At 40.6% G+C, this 19,745-nt stretch carries 18 protein-coding genes; 8 read left to right on the top strand and 10 right to left on the bottom strand.

From position 1 onward, the window contains the following. The first annotated feature begins 64 nt into the window (after positions 1-64). Positions 65-1,789, top strand: a complete 1,725-nt coding sequence (locus tag DVR12_RS05480) for a M14 family metallopeptidase (protein WP_116974463.1) — start codon at positions 65-67, stop codon at positions 1,787-1,789. Between the two features lie 528 nt (positions 1,790-2,317). On the opposite strand, the gene DVR12_RS05475 is transcribed toward DVR12_RS05480, so the two are convergent. The 10 genes from DVR12_RS05475 to DVR12_RS05430 all read right to left on the bottom strand — a co-directional run bounded on the left by DVR12_RS05475 (position 2,318) and on the right by DVR12_RS05430 (position 11,777). Then, positions 2,318-3,334, bottom strand: coding sequence for a beta-ketoacyl synthase chain length factor (locus DVR12_RS05475; RefSeq protein WP_158563208.1), 1,017 nt, complete (start codon positions 3,332-3,334; stop codon positions 2,318-2,320). 16 nt (positions 3,335-3,350) lie between these two features. Next, positions 3,351-4,565, bottom strand: coding sequence for a beta-ketoacyl-[acyl-carrier-protein] synthase family protein (locus DVR12_RS05470; protein ID WP_116974461.1), 1,215 nt, complete (start codon positions 4,563-4,565; stop codon positions 3,351-3,353). A gap of 15 nt (positions 4,566-4,580) precedes the next feature. Beyond that, positions 4,581-4,847, bottom strand: coding sequence for a phosphopantetheine-binding protein (locus DVR12_RS05465; protein ID WP_116974460.1), 267 nt, complete (start codon positions 4,845-4,847; stop codon positions 4,581-4,583). An 89-nt stretch (positions 4,848-4,936) separates the two neighbouring features. Then, positions 4,937-6,229, bottom strand: a complete 1,293-nt coding sequence (locus DVR12_RS05460; protein WP_116974459.1) for an ABC transporter permease — start codon at positions 6,227-6,229, stop codon at positions 4,937-4,939. Positions 6,230-6,234: 5 nt separating this feature from the next. Next, on the bottom strand, positions 6,235-6,981 hold the full coding sequence (locus DVR12_RS05455; RefSeq protein ID WP_233522136.1) for an ABC transporter ATP-binding protein: 747 nt from the start codon (positions 6,979-6,981) through the stop codon (positions 6,235-6,237). Positions 6,982-7,045: 64 nt separating this feature from the next. Next, positions 7,046-8,050 (bottom strand): BtrH N-terminal domain-containing protein, encoded by a 1,005-nt coding sequence (locus DVR12_RS05450; protein WP_116974458.1) that lies wholly within the window; start codon positions 8,048-8,050, stop codon positions 7,046-7,048. A 42-nt stretch (positions 8,051-8,092) separates the two neighbouring features. Continuing rightward, positions 8,093-8,491 (bottom strand): hypothetical protein, encoded by a 399-nt coding sequence (locus tag DVR12_RS05445; RefSeq protein WP_116974457.1) that lies wholly within the window; start codon positions 8,489-8,491, stop codon positions 8,093-8,095. A 24-nt stretch (positions 8,492-8,515) separates the two neighbouring features. Continuing rightward, positions 8,516-9,652, bottom strand: coding sequence for a beta-ketoacyl-ACP synthase III (locus DVR12_RS05440; RefSeq protein ID WP_116975116.1), 1,137 nt, complete (start codon positions 9,650-9,652; stop codon positions 8,516-8,518). Positions 9,653-9,840: 188 nt separating this feature from the next. Next, positions 9,841-10,761: a dialkylrecorsinol condensing enzyme gene (locus tag DVR12_RS05435; RefSeq protein WP_116974456.1), complete on the bottom strand. Its 921-nt coding sequence runs from the start codon at positions 10,759-10,761 to the stop codon at positions 9,841-9,843. A gap of 284 nt (positions 10,762-11,045) precedes the next feature. Next, positions 11,046-11,777: a head GIN domain-containing protein gene (locus DVR12_RS05430; protein ID WP_158563207.1), complete on the bottom strand. Its 732-nt coding sequence runs from the start codon at positions 11,775-11,777 to the stop codon at positions 11,046-11,048. Between the two features lie 95 nt (positions 11,778-11,872). Here DVR12_RS05430 and guaA point away from each other — a divergent pair, with 95 nt between their 5' ends. The 7 genes from guaA (at position 11,873) to DVR12_RS05395 (ending at position 19,729) form a co-directional block, all read left to right on the top strand. Further along, complete coding sequence (guaA, locus tag DVR12_RS05425) at positions 11,873-13,411, top strand: glutamine-hydrolyzing GMP synthase (protein WP_116974454.1); 1,539 nt, start codon at positions 11,873-11,875, stop codon at positions 13,409-13,411. Positions 13,412-13,672: 261 nt separating this feature from the next. Continuing rightward, positions 13,673-14,980 carry an ABC transporter substrate-binding protein gene (locus DVR12_RS05420; RefSeq protein WP_116974453.1) on the top strand — a complete coding sequence of 436 codons (1,308 nt, stop codon included), beginning with the start codon at positions 13,673-13,675 and terminating at the stop codon, positions 14,978-14,980. Positions 14,981-15,088: 108 nt separating this feature from the next. Beyond that, a complete protein-coding gene (locus DVR12_RS05415; protein WP_116974452.1) occupies positions 15,089-16,096 on the top strand; it encodes a ligase-associated DNA damage response exonuclease in 1,008 nt (335 codons plus the stop codon). 12 nt (positions 16,097-16,108) lie between these two features. Then, positions 16,109-17,701: an ATP-dependent DNA ligase gene (locus tag DVR12_RS05410; RefSeq protein WP_116974451.1), complete on the top strand. Its 1,593-nt coding sequence runs from the start codon at positions 16,109-16,111 to the stop codon at positions 17,699-17,701. 57 nt (positions 17,702-17,758) lie between these two features. Further along, entirely contained in the window at positions 17,759-18,253 is a 495-nt protein-coding gene (locus tag DVR12_RS05405; protein WP_116974450.1) for an Lrp/AsnC family transcriptional regulator, read from the top strand. A 34-nt stretch (positions 18,254-18,287) separates the two neighbouring features. After that, on the top strand, positions 18,288-18,875 hold the full coding sequence (locus DVR12_RS05400) for a hypothetical protein (protein WP_116974449.1): 588 nt from the start codon (positions 18,288-18,290) through the stop codon (positions 18,873-18,875). A 152-nt stretch (positions 18,876-19,027) separates the two neighbouring features. Further along, positions 19,028-19,729: a hypothetical protein gene (locus DVR12_RS05395; protein WP_116974448.1), complete on the top strand. Its 702-nt coding sequence runs from the start codon at positions 19,028-19,030 to the stop codon at positions 19,727-19,729. The last annotated feature ends 16 nt before the right edge of the window (positions 19,730-19,745 follow it).

Below are 19,745 nucleotides of genomic sequence, written 5' to 3'. Positions count from 1 at the left end.
ACAATATTTATAGCTCTTCCTTACACAGGAAGGGCTTTTTGTTTTTCTATCAACTTTTGTGAAAATGAAGAAAATCTGCCTGCTAATAGCCATTTTTATCCCTTTCCTGGCCTTTGCCCAAGATCTGACAACCCGTTACGAGAAAACAAACGGACAACAAACCGCCACTTACAACGAAGTAATCGACTATTATAAACTCCTGGCCAAACGTTTTCCACAAATCCACCTCCAAACTATAGGAAATACCGATGCCGGCTTCCCCCTGCACCTTGTCACCTATTCTACCTCTAAGGTATTCGATTTCAATAAATTACGCCAACAAAACAAACGTATTATCCTGATCAACAACGGAATACATCCCGGGGAACCAGACGGAATAGATGCCTCAATGATGCTCCTCAGAGACCTGGCACTCAAACGTATCTCTATCCCCGATAATATTGTTCTGGCCGTAATCCCTGTCTATAATATCGGAGGTATGCTAAATCGTTCCCCTTATTACCGGGTAGACCAAAATGGCCCCGATGCCTTCGGATCGCGAGGAAATGCCCAGAATCTGGACCTAAACCGCGATTTCATAAAAACGGATTCCAGAAACGCCCTGGCCTTCCAGCAAATCTATCACCTTACCGATCCCGATGTCTTTATCGATAACCATGTTAGCAATGGTGCCGATTATCAACATATCATCACCCTCCTCGCCACTCAACATACTAAACTGGGTGGCCCAATGGGCGATTTTCTGCATAAAACCTTCGAACCCGGCCTTTATTCCCTCATGAAAGCTAAAGGTTATGACCTTGTACCATACGTGAATCATTTCGGCAACACACCAGATAGCGGCTGGACGGAATTTGCCGATGGCCCACGCTACTCTTCCGGTTATACTACCCTATTTCATACATTCGGATTTGTACCCGAAACACATATGCTGAAACCATACCCACAAAGAGTTAAAGCTACTTATGCGCTCATGGAATGCTTCATTCAGTTTACCTCCGAACATAGCCAGGAAATAAAACAACTGCGTGATGCTACCAAACAAGCCAGCATCAATCAAACGTCCTTCCCGCTAGCCTGGAAAGTCGATAAATCCCAACACCGGTTGATTACCTTCAGAGGTTTTACTGCCGGTTATAAACCCAGCTCAATTTCCGGATTACCCCGACTATACTACGATCGCGCTGCTCCTTACGTAAAAGAAGTAAAGTTCTACGATACCTATAGCCCCGAAAATTTTGTGAATAAACCCCAGGCATATATTATTCCTCAAGGTTGGTGGGCAGTCATCAATTTGCTCAAAAACAATCAGGTGAAACTCCAACAATTGCAAAAGGATACTATTATGGTAGTGGAAACCTATCATATTACAGATTATCAATCATATCCCAAACCATTTGAAAAACATTATCTGCACACTAACGTCAAAGTACGAAGCAGCATGGATAGCATCCGGTTCAGAAAAGGCGATTATTATATCCCTATGAACCAGACAGCAAATCGATACCTCATGGAAGTGCTGGAACCAACTGCTCCTGATTCCTACTTTGCCTGGAACTTTTTTGATGCAATTCTTAGCCAGAAAGAAGGCTATAGCCCTTACGTTTTTGAAGATACAGGCGCCGAATGGTTATCTCAGCACCCTGAAGTACAGGAGCAATTACAACAGAAAAAAGCAGGTGATTCCACTTTCGCCAATAGTGCAGGTGCCCAACTCGAATTCATTTTTAATAGCTCTCCCTACGCAGAGCCAGAGTATATGAGATATCCGGTGTATAGGGTTTTCTAAGATGATTTTATAGGCTTTCTGTGATTGATAAATTTCTTTTACTGTAAGCGGAGCAGGAGCAAGTCTAATGCTATTAGGATTAGGTAGGGGGTTGATGGAATATTGACTTCAATTTAATTGGCTAGTTTCCTTTACCATAAACTGGCAGGGGTAAACCCTGCCCCTACAGAGTTTCAGCGAAACTATATTTTCATCTGTTAGATATATTTCATGTTAAATGTCATCTACTAATTTCATTTCTGTAAAGAAACAATTCTACAATATAGAAACTGTAATTCGCTGAAGCCCTGTAGGGGCAGAGTTTACCCCTGCCCAGTTTACGGTAAAGGAAACCAATTATTTAAATTGAAGTCAATATTCCATCCCCCCCTTCCTTAACTTAATAGCATTGGGCTTGCCCCTCCCCTGTCTTCAGCCACGAGAAACACACATACAGATACTTCAATTTCATTCCAATTAATCACATAATCATCAACATAAAAAAGGCTAACCCAAAAAGGTTAGCCTTTAAAATTCGCTTCAGGAAAACTACACTCGCTCTAACAATATAAACGCATGTTGTTCTCCGTAAAAATGATTGTATAACAGTATTTTGTTAATTGGTTTAGATGGATGTTGATCCTTTGCAAACCAGGCTTCAGGAAGTTCCTGGTGTTTCAGCAAATTAGCACCCAGCCACATTCCAAACGCACTTGCTGTATCATATTCACCACATAAATGTTTGAATGGAATATGAGGGATATTATCAAAATGCTGCTCAACAATATTATAAAAATGATTGAACCTGCAATCTCCGTTTCTACCTGTTATTACTGCATCTACTTCAGGAGCAAATGCCTGTAAGGTAGATAACACTTTCTCCGCAGAAGGCTTATACAATAGCTTCAAACCATTGATTGCTGCATAACTTTGATCGGTTGGCTCTTGTGTGAGCATGAAGAAAGCTGCACCCTCTCCGGCAACAGAGCCTGGAGTATTGTGCAACAACAATTCACGACTATCTATTTGCTCGGATTTCCAAAAACCGATTCGGCTCTTAATATAAAAATGCTCTGCGGTAATTTCTTCAAAAGCGCCTGTCAACACATGATCTGAGCCTTCCTGTAACAACATCATACTATCTAACAATGCATTCTCAAAAGAGAATCCACGATGTACAAAAGTGTTGTTATAGGCAGTACATTTCTGTTGTAAGGCTATCAGACCATTTACAGAATTGTAGGTCGACTGAATAAACGGAGTTGGATTCAGAGCAGTTTCCTGATAGGTTACTATCTCTTTCAGAAATTTCTCTGTATCCTGTAATGATCCTTTTCCTGTTCCGGTTACAATTGGTCCCTGGACGGTAAGATTACTATCTGTAATCGCTTTCAGTGCGGTTGTCAGACCAATTTTCAGCATGCGCGACATTCGGCGCAGACTATTTGCCGGAATGAATGGTTTATAATCGGGTTCCTTACAGGGAAGGAGATTGTTATCTGTATATAATAACTGAGCTGAAAAGAGATTCTCTTCAAATGTTGGCTGCGGCGAAATTGCTGCCATTCCTTGTATGTAGCACTTACCCTTCATATTTACTTATCACAAGTGAGGCGTTATTACCGCCAAAGCCAAAAGAATTTGAGATGACGTGATTTACAGTTACGTTTTCCATCAGCGTGGTAACAGGTGAAATTTGTAGTTCTTCCATCTGTTCAGAAAAATTCAGATTAGGGAAAATAAGCCCTTGTCTGATTGCCAGCAATGAGTAAATAGCCTCAATTGCTCCGGCGGCAGCCAGCGTATGGCCGGTAAAAGGCTTGGTAGAACTAAACAGCGGAACCTGGCTTCCAAACAATCTTTCCAGGGCTTTACCCTCAGAAATATCATTATTCAACGTAGCAGTACCATGTACATTGATATATGAAACATCGTTACTGGTAATGCCACTCATTGCCATTGCGCTCCGCATTGCTTCCAAAGCACCATCTCCATCCGGAGAAGGCGAGGTTGGATGAAACGCTTCATTGGTATTACAATAACCTGAAAGTTCTCCTAAGATCCTGCTATTATTTGCTTTTGCAAATGATTCTGATTCAAGTACCAGATAGGCTGCACCTTCTCCCAGATTCAGGCCGGTGCGTTGCTGATCAAATGGGCGGCAAAACTGCTTATCCACATTTTTCAATGAATTAAATCCATTTAACGTGAAACGTGTCAGTGCTTCAGTACCACCACAAACCATACGATCGTACAATCCCTGTTTAATCATTCTGGCGCCAAACATCAATGCATTGGCAGAAGAAGAGCAGGCTGTGCTGATAGTTGCAATATGTTCACCAAATCCAACTATATCGGCTATACGTTGAGTACAATCCGCACAATCGAGTGTATCAATAAACTTTAAGAACGACCCATCTTTTTCAGGGTCAGTAATATCGAAGTATACCTTTTCGGTATCGCACATCCCTCCTACGGTGCTGGCATTAATGAAACCGGTAGGCACAGCATTGAGATCGCCGATCCCGGCTTGCTGTAAGGCTTCACGCATTGCCACCAGTCCTAATAAAGTAGTACGGGTAAGACCTTCCTGTATTGGAACTCCGGCCAGTTCAAACAACGACTGATTCGAATGTTTTACTTCACCAACCGGTAGTACGTTTTTATAAACAGTATCGATATAACGAGTATATCCCAGGCCGCTTTTTTGGGCATGCAGCTGCTGTAAATTTCCGGCAACGTCATCACCTATGGCGGTGATCATTCCTACCCCTGTTATATACACTCTTTCCGCCATCTGCTTAACTTAAACTTATGCTGGCTGTTTTGATTTAATAAAATCGGCCATAGACTGAACAGACGTTAGTATCTTGCGGCCTTCCCTTGGATCTTCCACTTTGATATGATATTGTCTTTCCATTAACACCATCAATTCGAGAGAGTCGATGCTATCGAGCCCCAGGCCCTCGCCACCATCTCCGAATAATGCTGCGTTATCATCAATATCTTCTGGTTTAATATCCTGAAGGTTTAATGCCTCAATGATTTGTACTTTCAGTTTTGTTTTTAAATCTTCCATAATGTTGTAGGTTTATCGCCTGTATTTAGAAGGCGAATGCCCTTGTGGGGAGTAAAAATACGGTTTTACAGTTGTTTTGAAAATATTTATCAGGCCATTCTCCTTTTTTCAATATATCCGGCAATTGTCAGCATGGCTATACTTACCAATACTAACCTTACTACCTTCATCCATACAAACCCGATATCTCCGTTTCGCAGATAGATATCGTTGATTGCATCTAATCCCCAGCTCAATGGTGATAAGTGGCCAATAACCTGCATCTTTTCCGGCATTACTTCCAGTGGAATCCAGATTCCTCCGATGGCAGATAGGATTACTATTGATATTGCTCCAAAGTTGAGTGCCTGATTAGGCGTTTTAAAAATCGTTCCTATTAAAATTCCATATGATGTTGCAGCCAGGCCTATACCAATAGCAACAACTAATGTAGCACCCTGATGAAATCCCATCACCAGTTTTGGTAAATCCAGCAGTGGCATTAAATAGATGCCTACCAACATCATCAGGTAAAACTGAACAACACAGATTCCAACAAAGAACAACATTTTTCCTGCGAGTATATTCAAATAGGAACCAGGGATCAATTTCATTCTCAACAGGCTACCATCTTCCCTTTCTCTGATCATATTACCAGCAATAGGTATTACGATAAAAAACATGGCAAAAATGCTCCAGGCTGGTACATTATGCTGTACCGAATTGGAAATAACATCTAACTGCTTTCCCGTTCCGGTGCTTTGTTCTTTTAATCCAACTGCCTGCAGGCGAATTGATAATGTATCGGAAGCTACATGACTGCTATCTTTACTGTTTAGCTGTCGCTGAATCCGATCAATCAGCATATCTGTTTCTACCTGTGTCAGAAAATTATCGACCGCCTGATGTATAGCGCTTTTAAAAGCCTTCTTAGCAGCAGGGTCGAAATAAATGGTGACGTGCAAAGAATCTGGTCTTAGCTTTACCGGCAAAGATCCCGGTATCCCCATTCTTTTGGTAATATCATTGACAATTCGATTAGCATTGCTGACAATCTCCGCTGTTGATCCTTTCGGTACAATGATGCTGATCTTATACTTACCAACGTTTACCAACTTCCTGGCCTCATCTTCTGTTAATGGTTTACCATCAATAGAATCTATTATATTGAACTGACCACTTTTAGCCAATCCCTCTTTTACAAATGCACCAAGCTTACCGTGATCATTATCCACCGTCAGCAGATCGAACTTAATATCCTGATAATCCTTAAACGGGGCGTCCTGAATGAGTGCCATTACAGTAATGAGCACCACAGGCATGACGAACAACAGTATAATACCTGTTTTATCGCGTAACAGCAGTTGCCATTCTTTTCTTATTGTTGCCAGTAACCTTAACATAGCTGTTAGTCTCTTAGTGCTTCACCTGTATAATACAGGAATACCTCCTCCAGATTATTGCATTGTGAATGTTGCAAAATCAGATCATTCGGATTTCCCTGTACAATTAACTGGCCGGCATCCATTATTGCAATTTCATTGCAGATAGATTGTGCTTCTTCCAGCAAGTGTGAAGTATATAAAATACTTGCGCCCTGCTGATTGTAGTCACGTAAAAACTGGAGAATCATACTGCGGGATTGTACGTCAACCCCTGCTGTTGGTTCGTCCAGAATCAGCAACCGGGGTTCGTGCAAAATTGCAGCAATGATATTCGCCCGCCTTTTCATTCCACCACTATACTTATAAATTTCTTTATGTGCATTTTGTGCCAGCCCGAAAATTTCCAGGTAGTGCATAATCTTTTCTGTGAGCGCCTTACCTTTGAACCCATACAGATTTCCAAAGTAGGTAAGGTTTTCGAAGGCCGACAATTGAGGATACAATGCAATTTGCTGAGGCACAATACCTATTAATTGTTTAATAGTTTCCCTGTTAGCTGCATCCTGATGTTTGCCGAAAATGGTGACCTCGCCGCTATCGGCTCTTACGATACCACACAGAATTGAAATAGTAGTTGTTTTTCCGGCTCCATTTGGCCCTAATAACCCGGCAATACTTCCCTCCCTAAACTGAAATGACAATCCTTTCAATGTAGGTTCAAGATTACCTTTATAGGTTTTATTTAAATCATTAACAACAATGCCGGACATAATAATATCATTGGGGATTCTGTAGAATTAGCCATAGAGGCTGGTCAAAATCCGTGCTTGAAACTTAGAGTTGTACCTGTGCCAGCTTTCTGAAAAATACTTCTTCTGAAGCAGCACATTGCAACAGCATTTCGCTTAACTCTTTATATGAAACTGAATCAACAGATCTGCTTTTACAAACTCTTCCGGCAGCAAAAGCAAAATTGCGCCATAAATCGCCTGTTTCAGTAAATTCAGTAGCCAATTTGCTAAGCTGATCGTTCTTCAGAACGGTGGAGGCTTCCTGCAAAAAAGCTGAATATAGGAATCGGAATCCGGCGCCACCGGTACCAATTTCCTCCTGCATGCGGATCACATTACCCAGATAAAGAGTAGCCTTGCGATCACCTGGTTTTTCGGCATAATGCTGTACTTTTTTAGCCAGATACCGAATACCTTTTACCCCAAATAACGGAACCGGGATTTTTAGCATATAATGACAGGCCTGCTCAATTCCGGCTTTTATTGGTTTCTCAAAAGAAACCGAGTCAGGAACACTTACGGGGTAATACATTTTTCCTTTAGGAGCAGGAAACCCTTTGGCAAAACGAGCTTGAGCAAGACTTTCGGGATCTATGGTAGTAACGGTTTCCATAACCGGATCGCTTACCAGGTACTGACCATCTTCTTTGCCATAAACAACCAGGTTATGTGCATTGAAGTGAAACCGATAGGAAGGTGGAAAATAAGGCAGATAGTATACACTGGATAGTAATCCAACCGGCACTCCTTCTGCAATAACCTTATCCAAAGCCTGCATTCCTTTTTCCGGAGTAGAAAATTTCTCGGCCTCCATTTTTACACCCAGTCTTTTACATACCCGTTGAAAAATAGCTCCAGGCCAGATTCTATAGGTAGTACCCGGTACCCCGTTCACTTTAACAAAAGGAAGATGACCGAAAAAAATACCGGCACCAATACCAAAAGCCATTGGTTCACTGATTTGCAATCCATAGTGGCCCAATAAATTGGAAATGACACCACTTTCACAATGAGCAGTTTGTGTGTGCTGGAAAAAGGAATTACTCATATTGTTATATTGAGAAAACGCAATTGAAATTCAATTGCGTTTTCAAGCTGGTTGTATTAATTCAGCTACACTGACCTTAAAAGCAGCAGCATAGCGTGACAACATTTTTTGAGAAAGATTTTTAAATACTTCAGGTTTAAGATGTCTTTTAACCTGCCATTGAAATTTACCTACGTAACTGGCCAACAGGGGCAGGTCCATCAAGGTTTTTTCCATATAGTAGGCAACAGGACTAATTTCACCTGCATGTACTCTTGCGAGCGCATTTTTAACTTTTTCGTTCACTTCTTCCCAGGCTTGTCCCAAGGCCACATTCTCCGGTTCCCAACCAGAGCTTGGTACCTGTACATAATTCCCGGTGTTATCCACCGCGTACATAATCTGTTTGAATGTACCCTGGTGAAGATTATCGCCATCCTGTGGTACTTCGTCTTGTTTCATGACACAGTTTTTTAACAATGATTATTAAACCACAGTAATGTGGGCATAAGCATAAGAGAAACGTGCACTCTCAGGCACCATCAGCACTATCTTCTGTCCTTTCTTCAATCTACCGGTATTCATTAGTTCTTCCAGCATCAGGTAAGGAGAGGCAGTACCTACGTTACCTACATTTGCCAGGTTGGTAAACCATTTGTCTAATGCAATAGGAGCACCGATACGAGAGATTTCTTCTTCAATTTTTAATCTGAAGAATTCAGAAGAAAGGTGTGGCAGGAAGAAATCAATTTCATCGAGATTGATGTTATGACGTTCTACCAGTTCTTTCCACATCACAGCACCGGAAGGAACGATATTTTTACCTAAGAGGCGGGTATCCTGTTTGAATGAGAAAACACTATGATGGCCCCATTCGTCAGGAGTCATATCTATCCATCCTTTGGTAGTACCATCTGCATTTTTAATGGCACCTGCATACATACAGGTTTCCAGTTCATTGGCATAAGAAAGGATTTCTACCCAATCAACTCTCAGCGAGAGTCCATCTTCATTAGGTTTATCCTGGAATAATGCAGCACTGGCACCATCAGACAACATCCAGCGGAGGAAGTCTTTTTCAAAGGCAATGATTGGATTTTCATCGAGATTCTTCAGATTCTCAGCTTCCGGCTGGAATTTGCGTGCCAGCATCCAGGACGAGAATTTTTCGGAACCGGTACTAACTGCATTGGATGTATTTCCGCAACGGATCGACATCCAGGCATATTTGAAAGCCTGCATACCAGCAGCACAGGCACCGGTAGCTGCGATGAGCTCAACGGGCTGACATCTCAGAATACCATGAACCATTGCAGCATGGTTAGGCAGCAATTGGTCTGGCGAGGTAGTTCCGCAAGCCAGTAATTGCAATTTGCTTATAGGAAACTTTTCATCAAATAACTGGCTTACCGCATTTGCTGTCATTTCAGCGTTGGAATGAGTAGAGTTGCCTTCGTTATCTAATGAATAGTAACGTGTTTTAATTTTATTATTACCCAGAATTTTTAACCGGGCACGAGAAGCTTTGCCATCAACCATGCCGAGAATGCTCTCCATTTCATCATTTTCAACAGGCTTGTTGGGTAAAAACTTAGACAGCCTGGTAATATAAACTTCCTTCATTTGAATATTATTCGTCTTTAAGGCTAATATATAAACCTGAATAGAACCAACCTGCCTCACTTGGGCCAGTTCACAGTGATGATTTGTGTTTAGAATTAGTTGTACATAGGACGTAAATATAGAATTCTAAGCGGAATTACAGTGTTTACGTTCCCGTTTTTGCTACAGCGGTAAAGTATTGGCGTTACTTAACGTAAAGCAATTCCTTTATAGTATTCTACTTCCTGCGTTAGCTGTTTTTTTCTGAAGTTCAATTGATAAACTGAGGAAACGAATGTAATAGGTGATAAAACAACTATTCCTGGCAACAATAAACTTCTGTACATAGTCACACGACCCTGGCGGGAAGATGCTCCCGGCCCTCCTTTCTCACTGATAAATTTAGCCCAGTAACGGAATGCTTTTATCCCTCTGTTTTCCAATATAACCAAATTAGGCAATAACTCTACGGAGTTTAACTCTAATAATTGGGGGTGTAGCGTATCCCATTGCTGCCTGGTCAACGCATTTTCTATTGGTGCTGCAAATCTATTTGAAGTAAGAATTTCATTTTCCTGAACACCGGCCTGTGGTAAATATTTGGTAGCTTCTTTTTTACCTTTAAAAGCCCAACGCAACACTGTTATCAATGATACCAGGTTCGGTGATTTATCTACCAGCACAATATTTCCTACCAACTGAGCACCTGCCTGATGAAGATATTGTTTTACTTTTTCCTGTGCATTCAACCACATATTCCGGCTTCCCAATAAGGTAATTACCTTTTTTCCTTTCAACAGTTGTTTCCCTGCCTCGCTTTGTAAAAATGCAGCAGTGGGTTGAGATGGTGATAAGAACCAGGGTTGGTAAGCTAAAATTACCAGATCGAAATGAGTATTCGGATCTACTTTTATGGGTTCAATTGCCCGGGGTACACCTCGAACTGATTCCGGCATAGTATCATAAAACTGCTGTTTCCCCCATGGAAAAGGGAACGGTGTTACAGGTACCAGCTGCTCAAAAGTAATATCTGCTTTGCCTTCCAACGGAGCCAGCACATGATCAATAATCCTTTTTAATTGCCCTGTTTGCGTAAAATATACGACCAGGACCTTCGGTCTTTCGTTCATAAAAGGAATAAGGAGTTCAACAATTCAAACTGTAAACATACAAAAAAACACAATTATTCATGTGATTTAATGATAACTTGATGTGAAAAGTTGATGGATTGGGGTTAGTGATAATAAGTGAAGTGGCTTTGTGCCCCAGCCAGGTACAGCATCAGCCGGCATAATGTTGCGAATGCGGTACCTGGTCTCAAGGACTTTTGAATGAATAATTTGAATATTCTAATTAACTCACTTTCAGTCGAAAATATGATAATTGAAATGTTAAAAATTTGCAAATATTCTGCTTATTTCTGGCTAACAGTACCAGAACCAGCTATATGGGTGGAGATCTGTGGAGTACCCTTATAATTTACATTTCCACTTCCGGCAATTTTAGCATCCAGTTTTACACTGGCAAACAAATCTACATCCCCACTGCCGGCAATTTTAACTGTTGCGTTCTCTGCCATTAACTCATATCCATGATAATTTCCACTACCAGCAATAGACACGCTTAAATCTTTAGTTTCACCATTTAATGTTATATCTCCTGAACCCGCAATGGAAGCACGTACAGCAGGGGCATTTATAGCTCCGGTAATATTTCCGGAACCAGAAAGGCCAAATTTAACCTCCCTGTCAGAGTTGAATTTATTTATAATCTTAAGATCGCCCGATCCGGCCATACTGGCAGCTTCAATTTCATTCGTAGTTAAGTAAACGACCATTCGCTTACTATTGCTAACATTATATCCTTTTTTAATTCTTACAACAAGCTGATCACCCTCCTCCTTTAGCTCGATAAGCGGAAGAATATTGTCGTCGGCCTCCACAGCTGCAGAGGTGGATGTTCCCTGGGTTAATTCAACATCCATACTTCCCAGTACTTTCAGTTGATGAAATGAGGAAATCTGGCGTTGTTCCTTTACTACATTTCCACTGCCTTTAACACGATTTTGGGCGATATCGCAGGAGGTTAGATTAACTAAAGCCAGCAGGGCAAGGCTAATTCTTGGGAAAAATTTGGTTGCTATCATCGGTTTAGATTGTGAGGAAAGATACATCAGAATTTTATGAAATTCGAATTTCCACAACCCGAAAATTGAAAGAAGGAGTATATCTTTGCACCACCATGACAGAAAAGATTCTAATCCTCGATTTCGGTTCCCAGTACACACAGCTGATTGCTCGCAGCATTCGTGAACTAAATGTTTATTGTGAAATTAAGCCTTGTCTTCAGCCCATCCAATGGGATGAAACCATCAAAGGTGTTATTTTATCCGGTAGTCCATTTTCCGTAAATGATCCTCAGGCACCCAATATTGATATTGCTGCCATTGCGGAAAAAGTACCGGTTTTAGGTATCTGCTACGGCGCTCAGCTAATGGCAAAAAACTTTGGCGGAGAAGTGGCGAAAAGCAATATCCGTGAGTATGGCCGTGCATTTATGCTACATTCCGACAAAGAGGAGAAATTATTATTCGATATTTCTGCCAAGAGCCAGGTTTGGATGAGCCACTCCGATACCATCAAACAAATCCCGGCGAATTTTGAGGTCATTGCAACAACCGAAAACATTCCGGTTGCCGCTTTCAAAAGCCTTACCGCTGCCCAAAATCCAATATTCGGGCTGCAATTCCACCCGGAAGTAACCCACTCCCTGGAAGGAAAACAAATCATCCGCAACTTCCTCATCCATATTTGCAATTGCAAACAGGATTGGACCCCTGCTGCATTCGTGCAGGAAACAATCGAAAAAATCAAAACCCAGGTTGGCGACAAAAGAGTGGTAATGGCACTTAGCGGAGGCGTTGACTCTACCGTTGCCGCTGAATTGATTCATAAAGCAATTGGCAAAAACCTTTTCTGCATCTTCGTAGATAATGGTTTATTGAGAAAAGATGAATACACTACCGTTCTTGAGTCTTATAAACATATGGGTCTCAACGTGAAAGGTGTTGATGCCAAAGACCTTTTCTACGGTGAACTGAATGGTGTTTCTGATCCTGAACAAAAAAGAAAGATCATTGGTCGTTTATTCATAGAAGTATTCCAGCAGGAAGCCACTTCATTAACAGATATTTCATTCCTCGGTCAGGGTACTATCTATCCCGATGTAATTGAATCCGTTTCTGTTAACGGCCCTTCCGTTACCATTAAATCACACCATAACGTAGGTGGTTTACCGGAAAAGATGAATATGCAGCTGGTAGAACCACTCCGATTCCTGTTTAAGGACGAAGTACGCCGCGTTGGCCGTGAAATTGGTATCAGCGATATCTTCCTTGGCCGCCATCCATTCCCTGGCCCGGGCCTGGCTATCCGTATCCTGGGTGCCATCACCCCGGAAAAAGTACAGATGCTGCAGGAAGCTGATGCTATTTATATCGAAGGACTCCGTGAAGCCGAATTATATGATAAAGTATGGCAAGCCGGTACCATTCTCCTCCCTGTTCAGAGTGTGGGCGTTATGGGTGATGAACGTACCTACGAATTCACCGTTGCTCTCCGTGCTGTTACTTCCGTAGATGGTATGACTGCCGATTGGGCGCATTTACCTTACGAATTCCTTGCTAAAATGTCTAACGACATCATTAACAAGGTAAAAGGTATCAATCGCGTTGTATACGATATCAGCTCAAAACCACCAGCAACTATCGAGTGGGAATAGGCTCGTAAACTCGCTGTTTCTCGCAAAGGGGCAGAGATTAATATTAAGGTACAAAGGATTTTTTTTAAGATTTTTAAGGATTGCAATGAATGTTTTCAAGAACTTCAGATAGATTTCAACAATAGTAGAAACCAATCAGTAGTTCTTAATAATACCCGCTTCAATCCTTAAAATCTTAAAAAAAATCCTTTGTACCTTAATATTAATCTCTGCCCCTTTGCGAGACACATACGGAATGATTTTTGTAAATTAGCGCCAATTATGAATTATTTAGCTGTTACAAAACAATTATTGGCTGGAATAGCTTGCCTGGTATTTATTACCTCCTGCTCTTCCACCCGAAAAAGTTCAGGAAAAGTAGACGGCCCACCGCCATCTTTGAGTAAACCTGCTCCGGCTAAAAAACCGGAAGAAACCAAGACAATAGCAAAAGCTCCTTTCAATGTACCTGCATTTGCAAAGGAAGTAAAGAAGCCTTCTTATAATATCGCCATCTTTGCACCTTTATATCTGGATTCAGTTTTTGCAACATCTACTGAAATTCCTGGCCGTACTATGCCAAGATATGTAATGCCAGGGCTGGAATTTTACGAAGGAGCCCAAATAGCTCTCGATAGTTTGCAACAACTGGGCTATAAACTGAAAGTAAATGTTTACGATAGCAAAGGCAAACAAAGCGTAGCAAGTCTGATTCATAGCAAAACCCTGGACAATACAGACCTCATAATAGGCTCTGTTAACAATCCAGAACTGAAAGACTTAAGCGATTTCGCTAAAACAAAGGAAATCAACTTTGTTTCTGCCACATTCCCTAACGATGGCGGAATTAGTGATAATCCATTCCTGTATCTTTCCAACAGTACTCTTAAAACACATTGCGAAGCACTCCAAAACTATGTTCAGGAAGCATTCGCAACTAAAAATATAGTACTGTTCCGCAGAAATACTCCTTTTGAAACAAAACTGGCAGCCGATTTCAAAGCATCGTACGATAAACTGCAAAGCAGCAAAAAAAGCCGGATCAGAGAAGTTGTATGGAACGATAACACCACTACAGATGAAATTTCAGCATCCCTGCTTACCGATCGCACAAACGTAATTATCGTTACCGCTTTAGACGAAGCAGGCGCCAAAAACTTACTCAGGAAATTAAGCAGTATTTCTTCTACCTACCCAATGCAAATTTTTGGTATGCCTACCTGGGATGTTTTTAAATTCAAAGAACCTGAATTTAAAGGATTACAGGTATATTACTCTACTCCTTACTTCAACGACAAATCTGATAGCTATAGCAGATATCTGAATGATGTATTCAGAAAAACCTATAAAGCAAGACCTTCAGATATGGCTTTCAAAGGATTTGAAAATACCTTCTATTTCGTTAGGCTGCTTTATAACAATGGTGTTTATTTCAATTCGAAAGTTGAAAATGCTCCTAAAGTGATTTCAAATTATGATTTCCAGCCTGTTTATATCAAAGAGAATGAAACAACACCATCCTACTTTGAAAATAAAAACATTTTCATCATTCAGAAAGGCGATAGCACCGATATTAAGATGAATAAATAGGTTGCTCAGGCATAGCCAGAAAGGCATAAAGATTGAAGCGAATAATATTGAGAAAAGCTCTTAATATTATTCGCTTCAATCTTTTTATTTTATACCGACCCCATTGATATGAAACTCCTGGAATTCACTGATAAAGGCATTTATTGCTCCGCCGGTGATTTTTATATAGACCCCTGGCAGCCCGTTAAAAGAGCTGTTATTACTCATGCACATGCCGATCATGCCAGATATGGAAACCAGTATTATTTATGCGAACACGCTACTGTTCCCTTACTCAAATTGCGTTTAGGCAGTGATATCAAGGTTCAGGGAGTAGCATATCATGAAACAGTTATCATAAACGGTGTCACACTCTCGCTTATACCCGCCGGACATATGATTGGATCGGCCCAAATTAAAGTAGATTATGGCGGAGAAGTATGGGTAGCAAGCGGAGATTATAAGTTAGAAAATGATGGCCTGTCGGTTCCCTTTGAACCTGTTAAATGCCATTCATTTATTACAGAATCTACCTTTGGTTTACCCATCTACAGATGGCAACCCCAGGAACAAATATTCAGTGATATTTTTCAATGGATCAGTAATAATAAACTCGATGGTAAAGCCAGTGTATTGCTCGCTTATAGCTTAGGAAAGGCCCAAAGATTATTATTTCAATTAAAAGATAAGGTAGATAGATTTTTAGTTCATGGAGCAATAGCAATACCTCATGAAACCTTATTATCTCAAGGCTGGTTACTGCCTCCGGTAGAAAGGATTACACCGGAAACTCCCAAAGAAGACTTTAAAAATGCTGTAATAATTGCTCCCCCATCTGCAGAAGATCATGTATGGCTGAGGCGCATGCAACCCTATTCTCTAGGCATATGTAGCGGATGGATGCAAGTCAGAGGAAACATGCGTCGCAGAAATGCTGATGCAGGCTTTGTTTTGTCTGATCATGCCGATTGGAACGGATTATTAAAGGCGGTGAAGGAAACCAGCGCAGCGCAGGTATTTGTAACCCATGGTTTTAGCAGTGTGTTTGCCAGATACTTAACAGAAAATGGAATACTTGCCTCTGCTGTTAGTACAGATTATGGCGATGAAGAAATAATTTCTAACCCTGAACCTTAAACCCCAAAACAAGTGCAGCAGTTTTCTCACCTGGTAAAGCTTTTAAGCGGCAGCACAAAAACTAATGAAAAGTTAGCTGCCCTGAGCCAGTATTTTGCAACTGCCCCGGATAAAGATAAAACATGGGTCCTTGCTTTATTTTCGGGCCGCCGCCCCAAAAGAACTGTTAATAGCACTCAATTAAAAAACTGGTGCATTGAAGTAAGTCATCTTCCTCCCTGGCTCTTTGATGAATGTTATCATACCGTCGGTGATCTGGCAGAAACTATTGCCCTACTATTGCCTCCTGCTACCAAACTGGTATCTGCTCCTCTCCATTACTGGATGGAACAACTGATGAGATTGGATAAGGCAGACGAATCTATTAAACATGATTTTATAGTACAGTCGTGGGAGTCGCTAGACCATAATGAAAGATTCATTTTTAATAAACTGATCACCGGTGGATTCAGAATAGGTGTTTCTCAAAAAACAATGGTTAATGCGCTGGCTGAAACCTATAAAATTCCAGCCCCCACTTTATCGCATATGCTTAGTGGTAATTGGAGCCCCTATCGGGTTACCATAGAAGATTTATTACATCTGCATACTTCAGGAGCTGATGCATCGCGGCCTTATCCATTTTATCTGGCTTATGCCCTGGAAGAAGATCCTCATTTACTGGGGAGTGTAAAAGATTGGCAGGCAGAATGGAAGTGGGATGGAATCAGAGGACAGATTGTTAAAAGAGAAGATAAACTCTTTGTGTGGTCGCGAGGTGAAGAATTAATCACCGAAAAATTTCCGGAGTTCCAACCATTGCTCAATGCACTACCCAATGGTACGGTCCTGGATGGTGAAATACTCACCTACAACAATGGTAGCCCTCTGCCTTTTCAAACTCTTCAAACCAGGATTGGAAGGAAAAATATTACCAAAAAACAATTGCAGGAAGCTCCTGTCATTTTCTATAGCTATGATCTTTTAGAGTATGAAGAAACTGATATCCGCGACCAGCCACTTGCTGAAAGAAGAGCACTGCTTGAAAAAATAGTACAGTTAGTTGATCTCCCAGTTTTGAAGCTCTCACCGATACTGGAGTTTGCAACATGGCAAGAGTTGATTTTGCAGCGTTTAACTGCCCGGCAGTTTGGAAGTGAGGGGTTGATGTTGAAAAAGCTCAGTTCTTCCTACCAGGTGGGTCGTAAACGAGGTGACTGGTGGAAATGGAAAATAGATCCATTCGTTATTGATGCCGTAATGATCTATGCCCAAAAAGGCCATGGACGCAGATCTAATCTTTATACTGATTATACTTTTGCTGTGAAAGATGGTGATAAACTGGTACCATTCACCAAAGCATATTCCGGACTTACAGATAAGGAAATTACAGAGGTAGACAGATGGGTCAGACAACATTCCCTTGAGAAATTCGGACCTGTAAGAACTGTGACTCCTTCCCTGGTTTTTGAAATTGCTTTTGAAGGAATAGCAGCATCCAATCGACATAAATCTGGTGTGGCATTAAGATTCCCACGTATTAAACGGTGGCGGCATGATAAACCACTTGATGAAATCAATACACTTAATGACTTAAAAGAATTACTTCATCGATATACTTCTTAAAAAAGTAAAAACATCTGGCATTAAAATAAAAAACAGACATTTGTTCTAAAAAATATAATGTCCACCAAACAATCTACCAACCAGTTACCCATTCTTCAGTTAGATGAAAAGGATATGGCTATTTTAAAGTTATTGCAGATAGATGGCAAAATGACAATTCGTGATATTGCCTCAAAACTTAATCTAAGTACTACTCCTGTATATGAGCGAATCAAAAAAATGGAACAGGCTGAAGTAATTAAACAGTATGCTGCAATTGTGGATCCCAAGAAGATTAATAAAGGCCTTACCGTTTTATGCTATATTACTTTGAAAGAACATAGTAAGAAGTATGGTAAGAAATTCATACAGGAAATACTTGGCTTTACAGAAGTTACCGAATGCCTGAATATTTCAGGCGAATTTGATTTCATGATAAAAGTTCAGGTAAAAGATATGGACGAGTATCGTGAATTTTATGTAAATAAATTGGGAGAATTAGACAACCTAAGCCATACACAAAGTATATTTGTAATATCAGTAATCAAAACAACTCACCAGGTCGTATTTTAATAACAAACTGAATATTAATAAACCTATTTGACCTATGCTTAAGAAATACACAATTGTATTGTGTAATGCCTTATTAATACCATTTACAATTAGCGCGCAATCCAACCATTTTTCACATGCTATAGGAGCTGGTATTTATACTGCCAAACAGTTCCTGGGGGCTGCTGCAGTATATTCACCGCGTTTTAACTTCCTGCATTTAAGCGATCGCTCTACCCTTTCCCTTGAAAGTAATATTGCTGCCGGAATGAGTATTGGCGATAATTATAATAGCAATACAGGTGGCAACTCTACCAGTATTTTTATGTTGAATGTTCCCGTATTATTATCCTGGCATTTTGGCCATAATGCTACACATGATGTACATAAGAAAATTGGTTATTCAGCAGGTATAGGCTGGGGCTTTCACAATTCTGCCCATGGTATTGTGGAAGTATCGGAAGATGAAGAAGCTACCCCCGCACAAATTCACGTATCCGGTTTATCTTTAAGTGCCGGAGTATGCTGGCCGGTTGGCAAGAAAACTTTAGGGCTCAGGTTCAACTGGTTAAACAACAACAATCAATACAATGCCGATATTAAAGGCATCGGAACTATCTGCCTGGATTATGGTATTAATTAAGAATAAATTGTAACATTTAATATTGGATATACGTACTATATGGGTAGCACTTTGATCAGATTTTAGGAAGATTTAGTGATGATTCCCTATAAATTGAAAAGTTCCTGTTTGCAAACGTAACTTGAAACTATACCAAACCTCAAAAACAAATTATGTACAACCGATATTTATGTATTGGCTTACTATTATCAACCTTTTCGTTGGCTGCCAGTGCCCAAAAAATTAGCATTCAACAAGCCGGTGGTATAGGAGGATTTTTTGCTCATCAATTCGCCGGATTTAACCTGGTCAATTATGAAGCCCGGCTAAATTATGAACTTACTCCCGCTTCTTCCATATCACTAAGTGGCAGAGTGACTGTAGGGTATGGAGAGAATGACTATAGAAAAGAAAAAAAAGCTTTAGACTCGGTACTTCATGAATATGATGCCCTTGGTGTTGGATGGGGTTCCGGTATTGGTACATTTGTAAGTTATAACTTTGGAAATGCTGCAACAAGAACTGCCTATAAGAAATTTGGTGGCGCTGTAGGCATTGGATTTAACCACAAACGAGGCAGACGATTTGTTGATTCTACAACTATCTGGAACGGTTCAAAAGTAAGACTGTCCGGTATTAGCCTAGATACGAAATTCAATTTTCCTCTTCGCAATACTTCCTGGACTTTTAATGCCAATTATACTTATGATTTGCAACGATATAATCCTGATATCAAAGGAATATTTTCAATTGCATTGCTTTATAATATAGGTATTCACATTCATGAAACAACAGGTATAAGCAGGCATCAACGTGCTATCAGGCAAAAACAAATCAGACAGGAAAACAAGGAGCAGAAGCTCAGATCCTTGTGAAGATTCTCTCATCTCA

The sequence above is a fragment of the Chitinophaga silvatica genome (assembly GCF_003419895.1).
GTDB classification, from domain to species: domain Bacteria; phylum Bacteroidota; class Bacteroidia; order Chitinophagales; family Chitinophagaceae; genus Chitinophaga; species Chitinophaga silvatica.
This window is presented reverse-complemented; position numbering and strand designations above follow the sequence as displayed.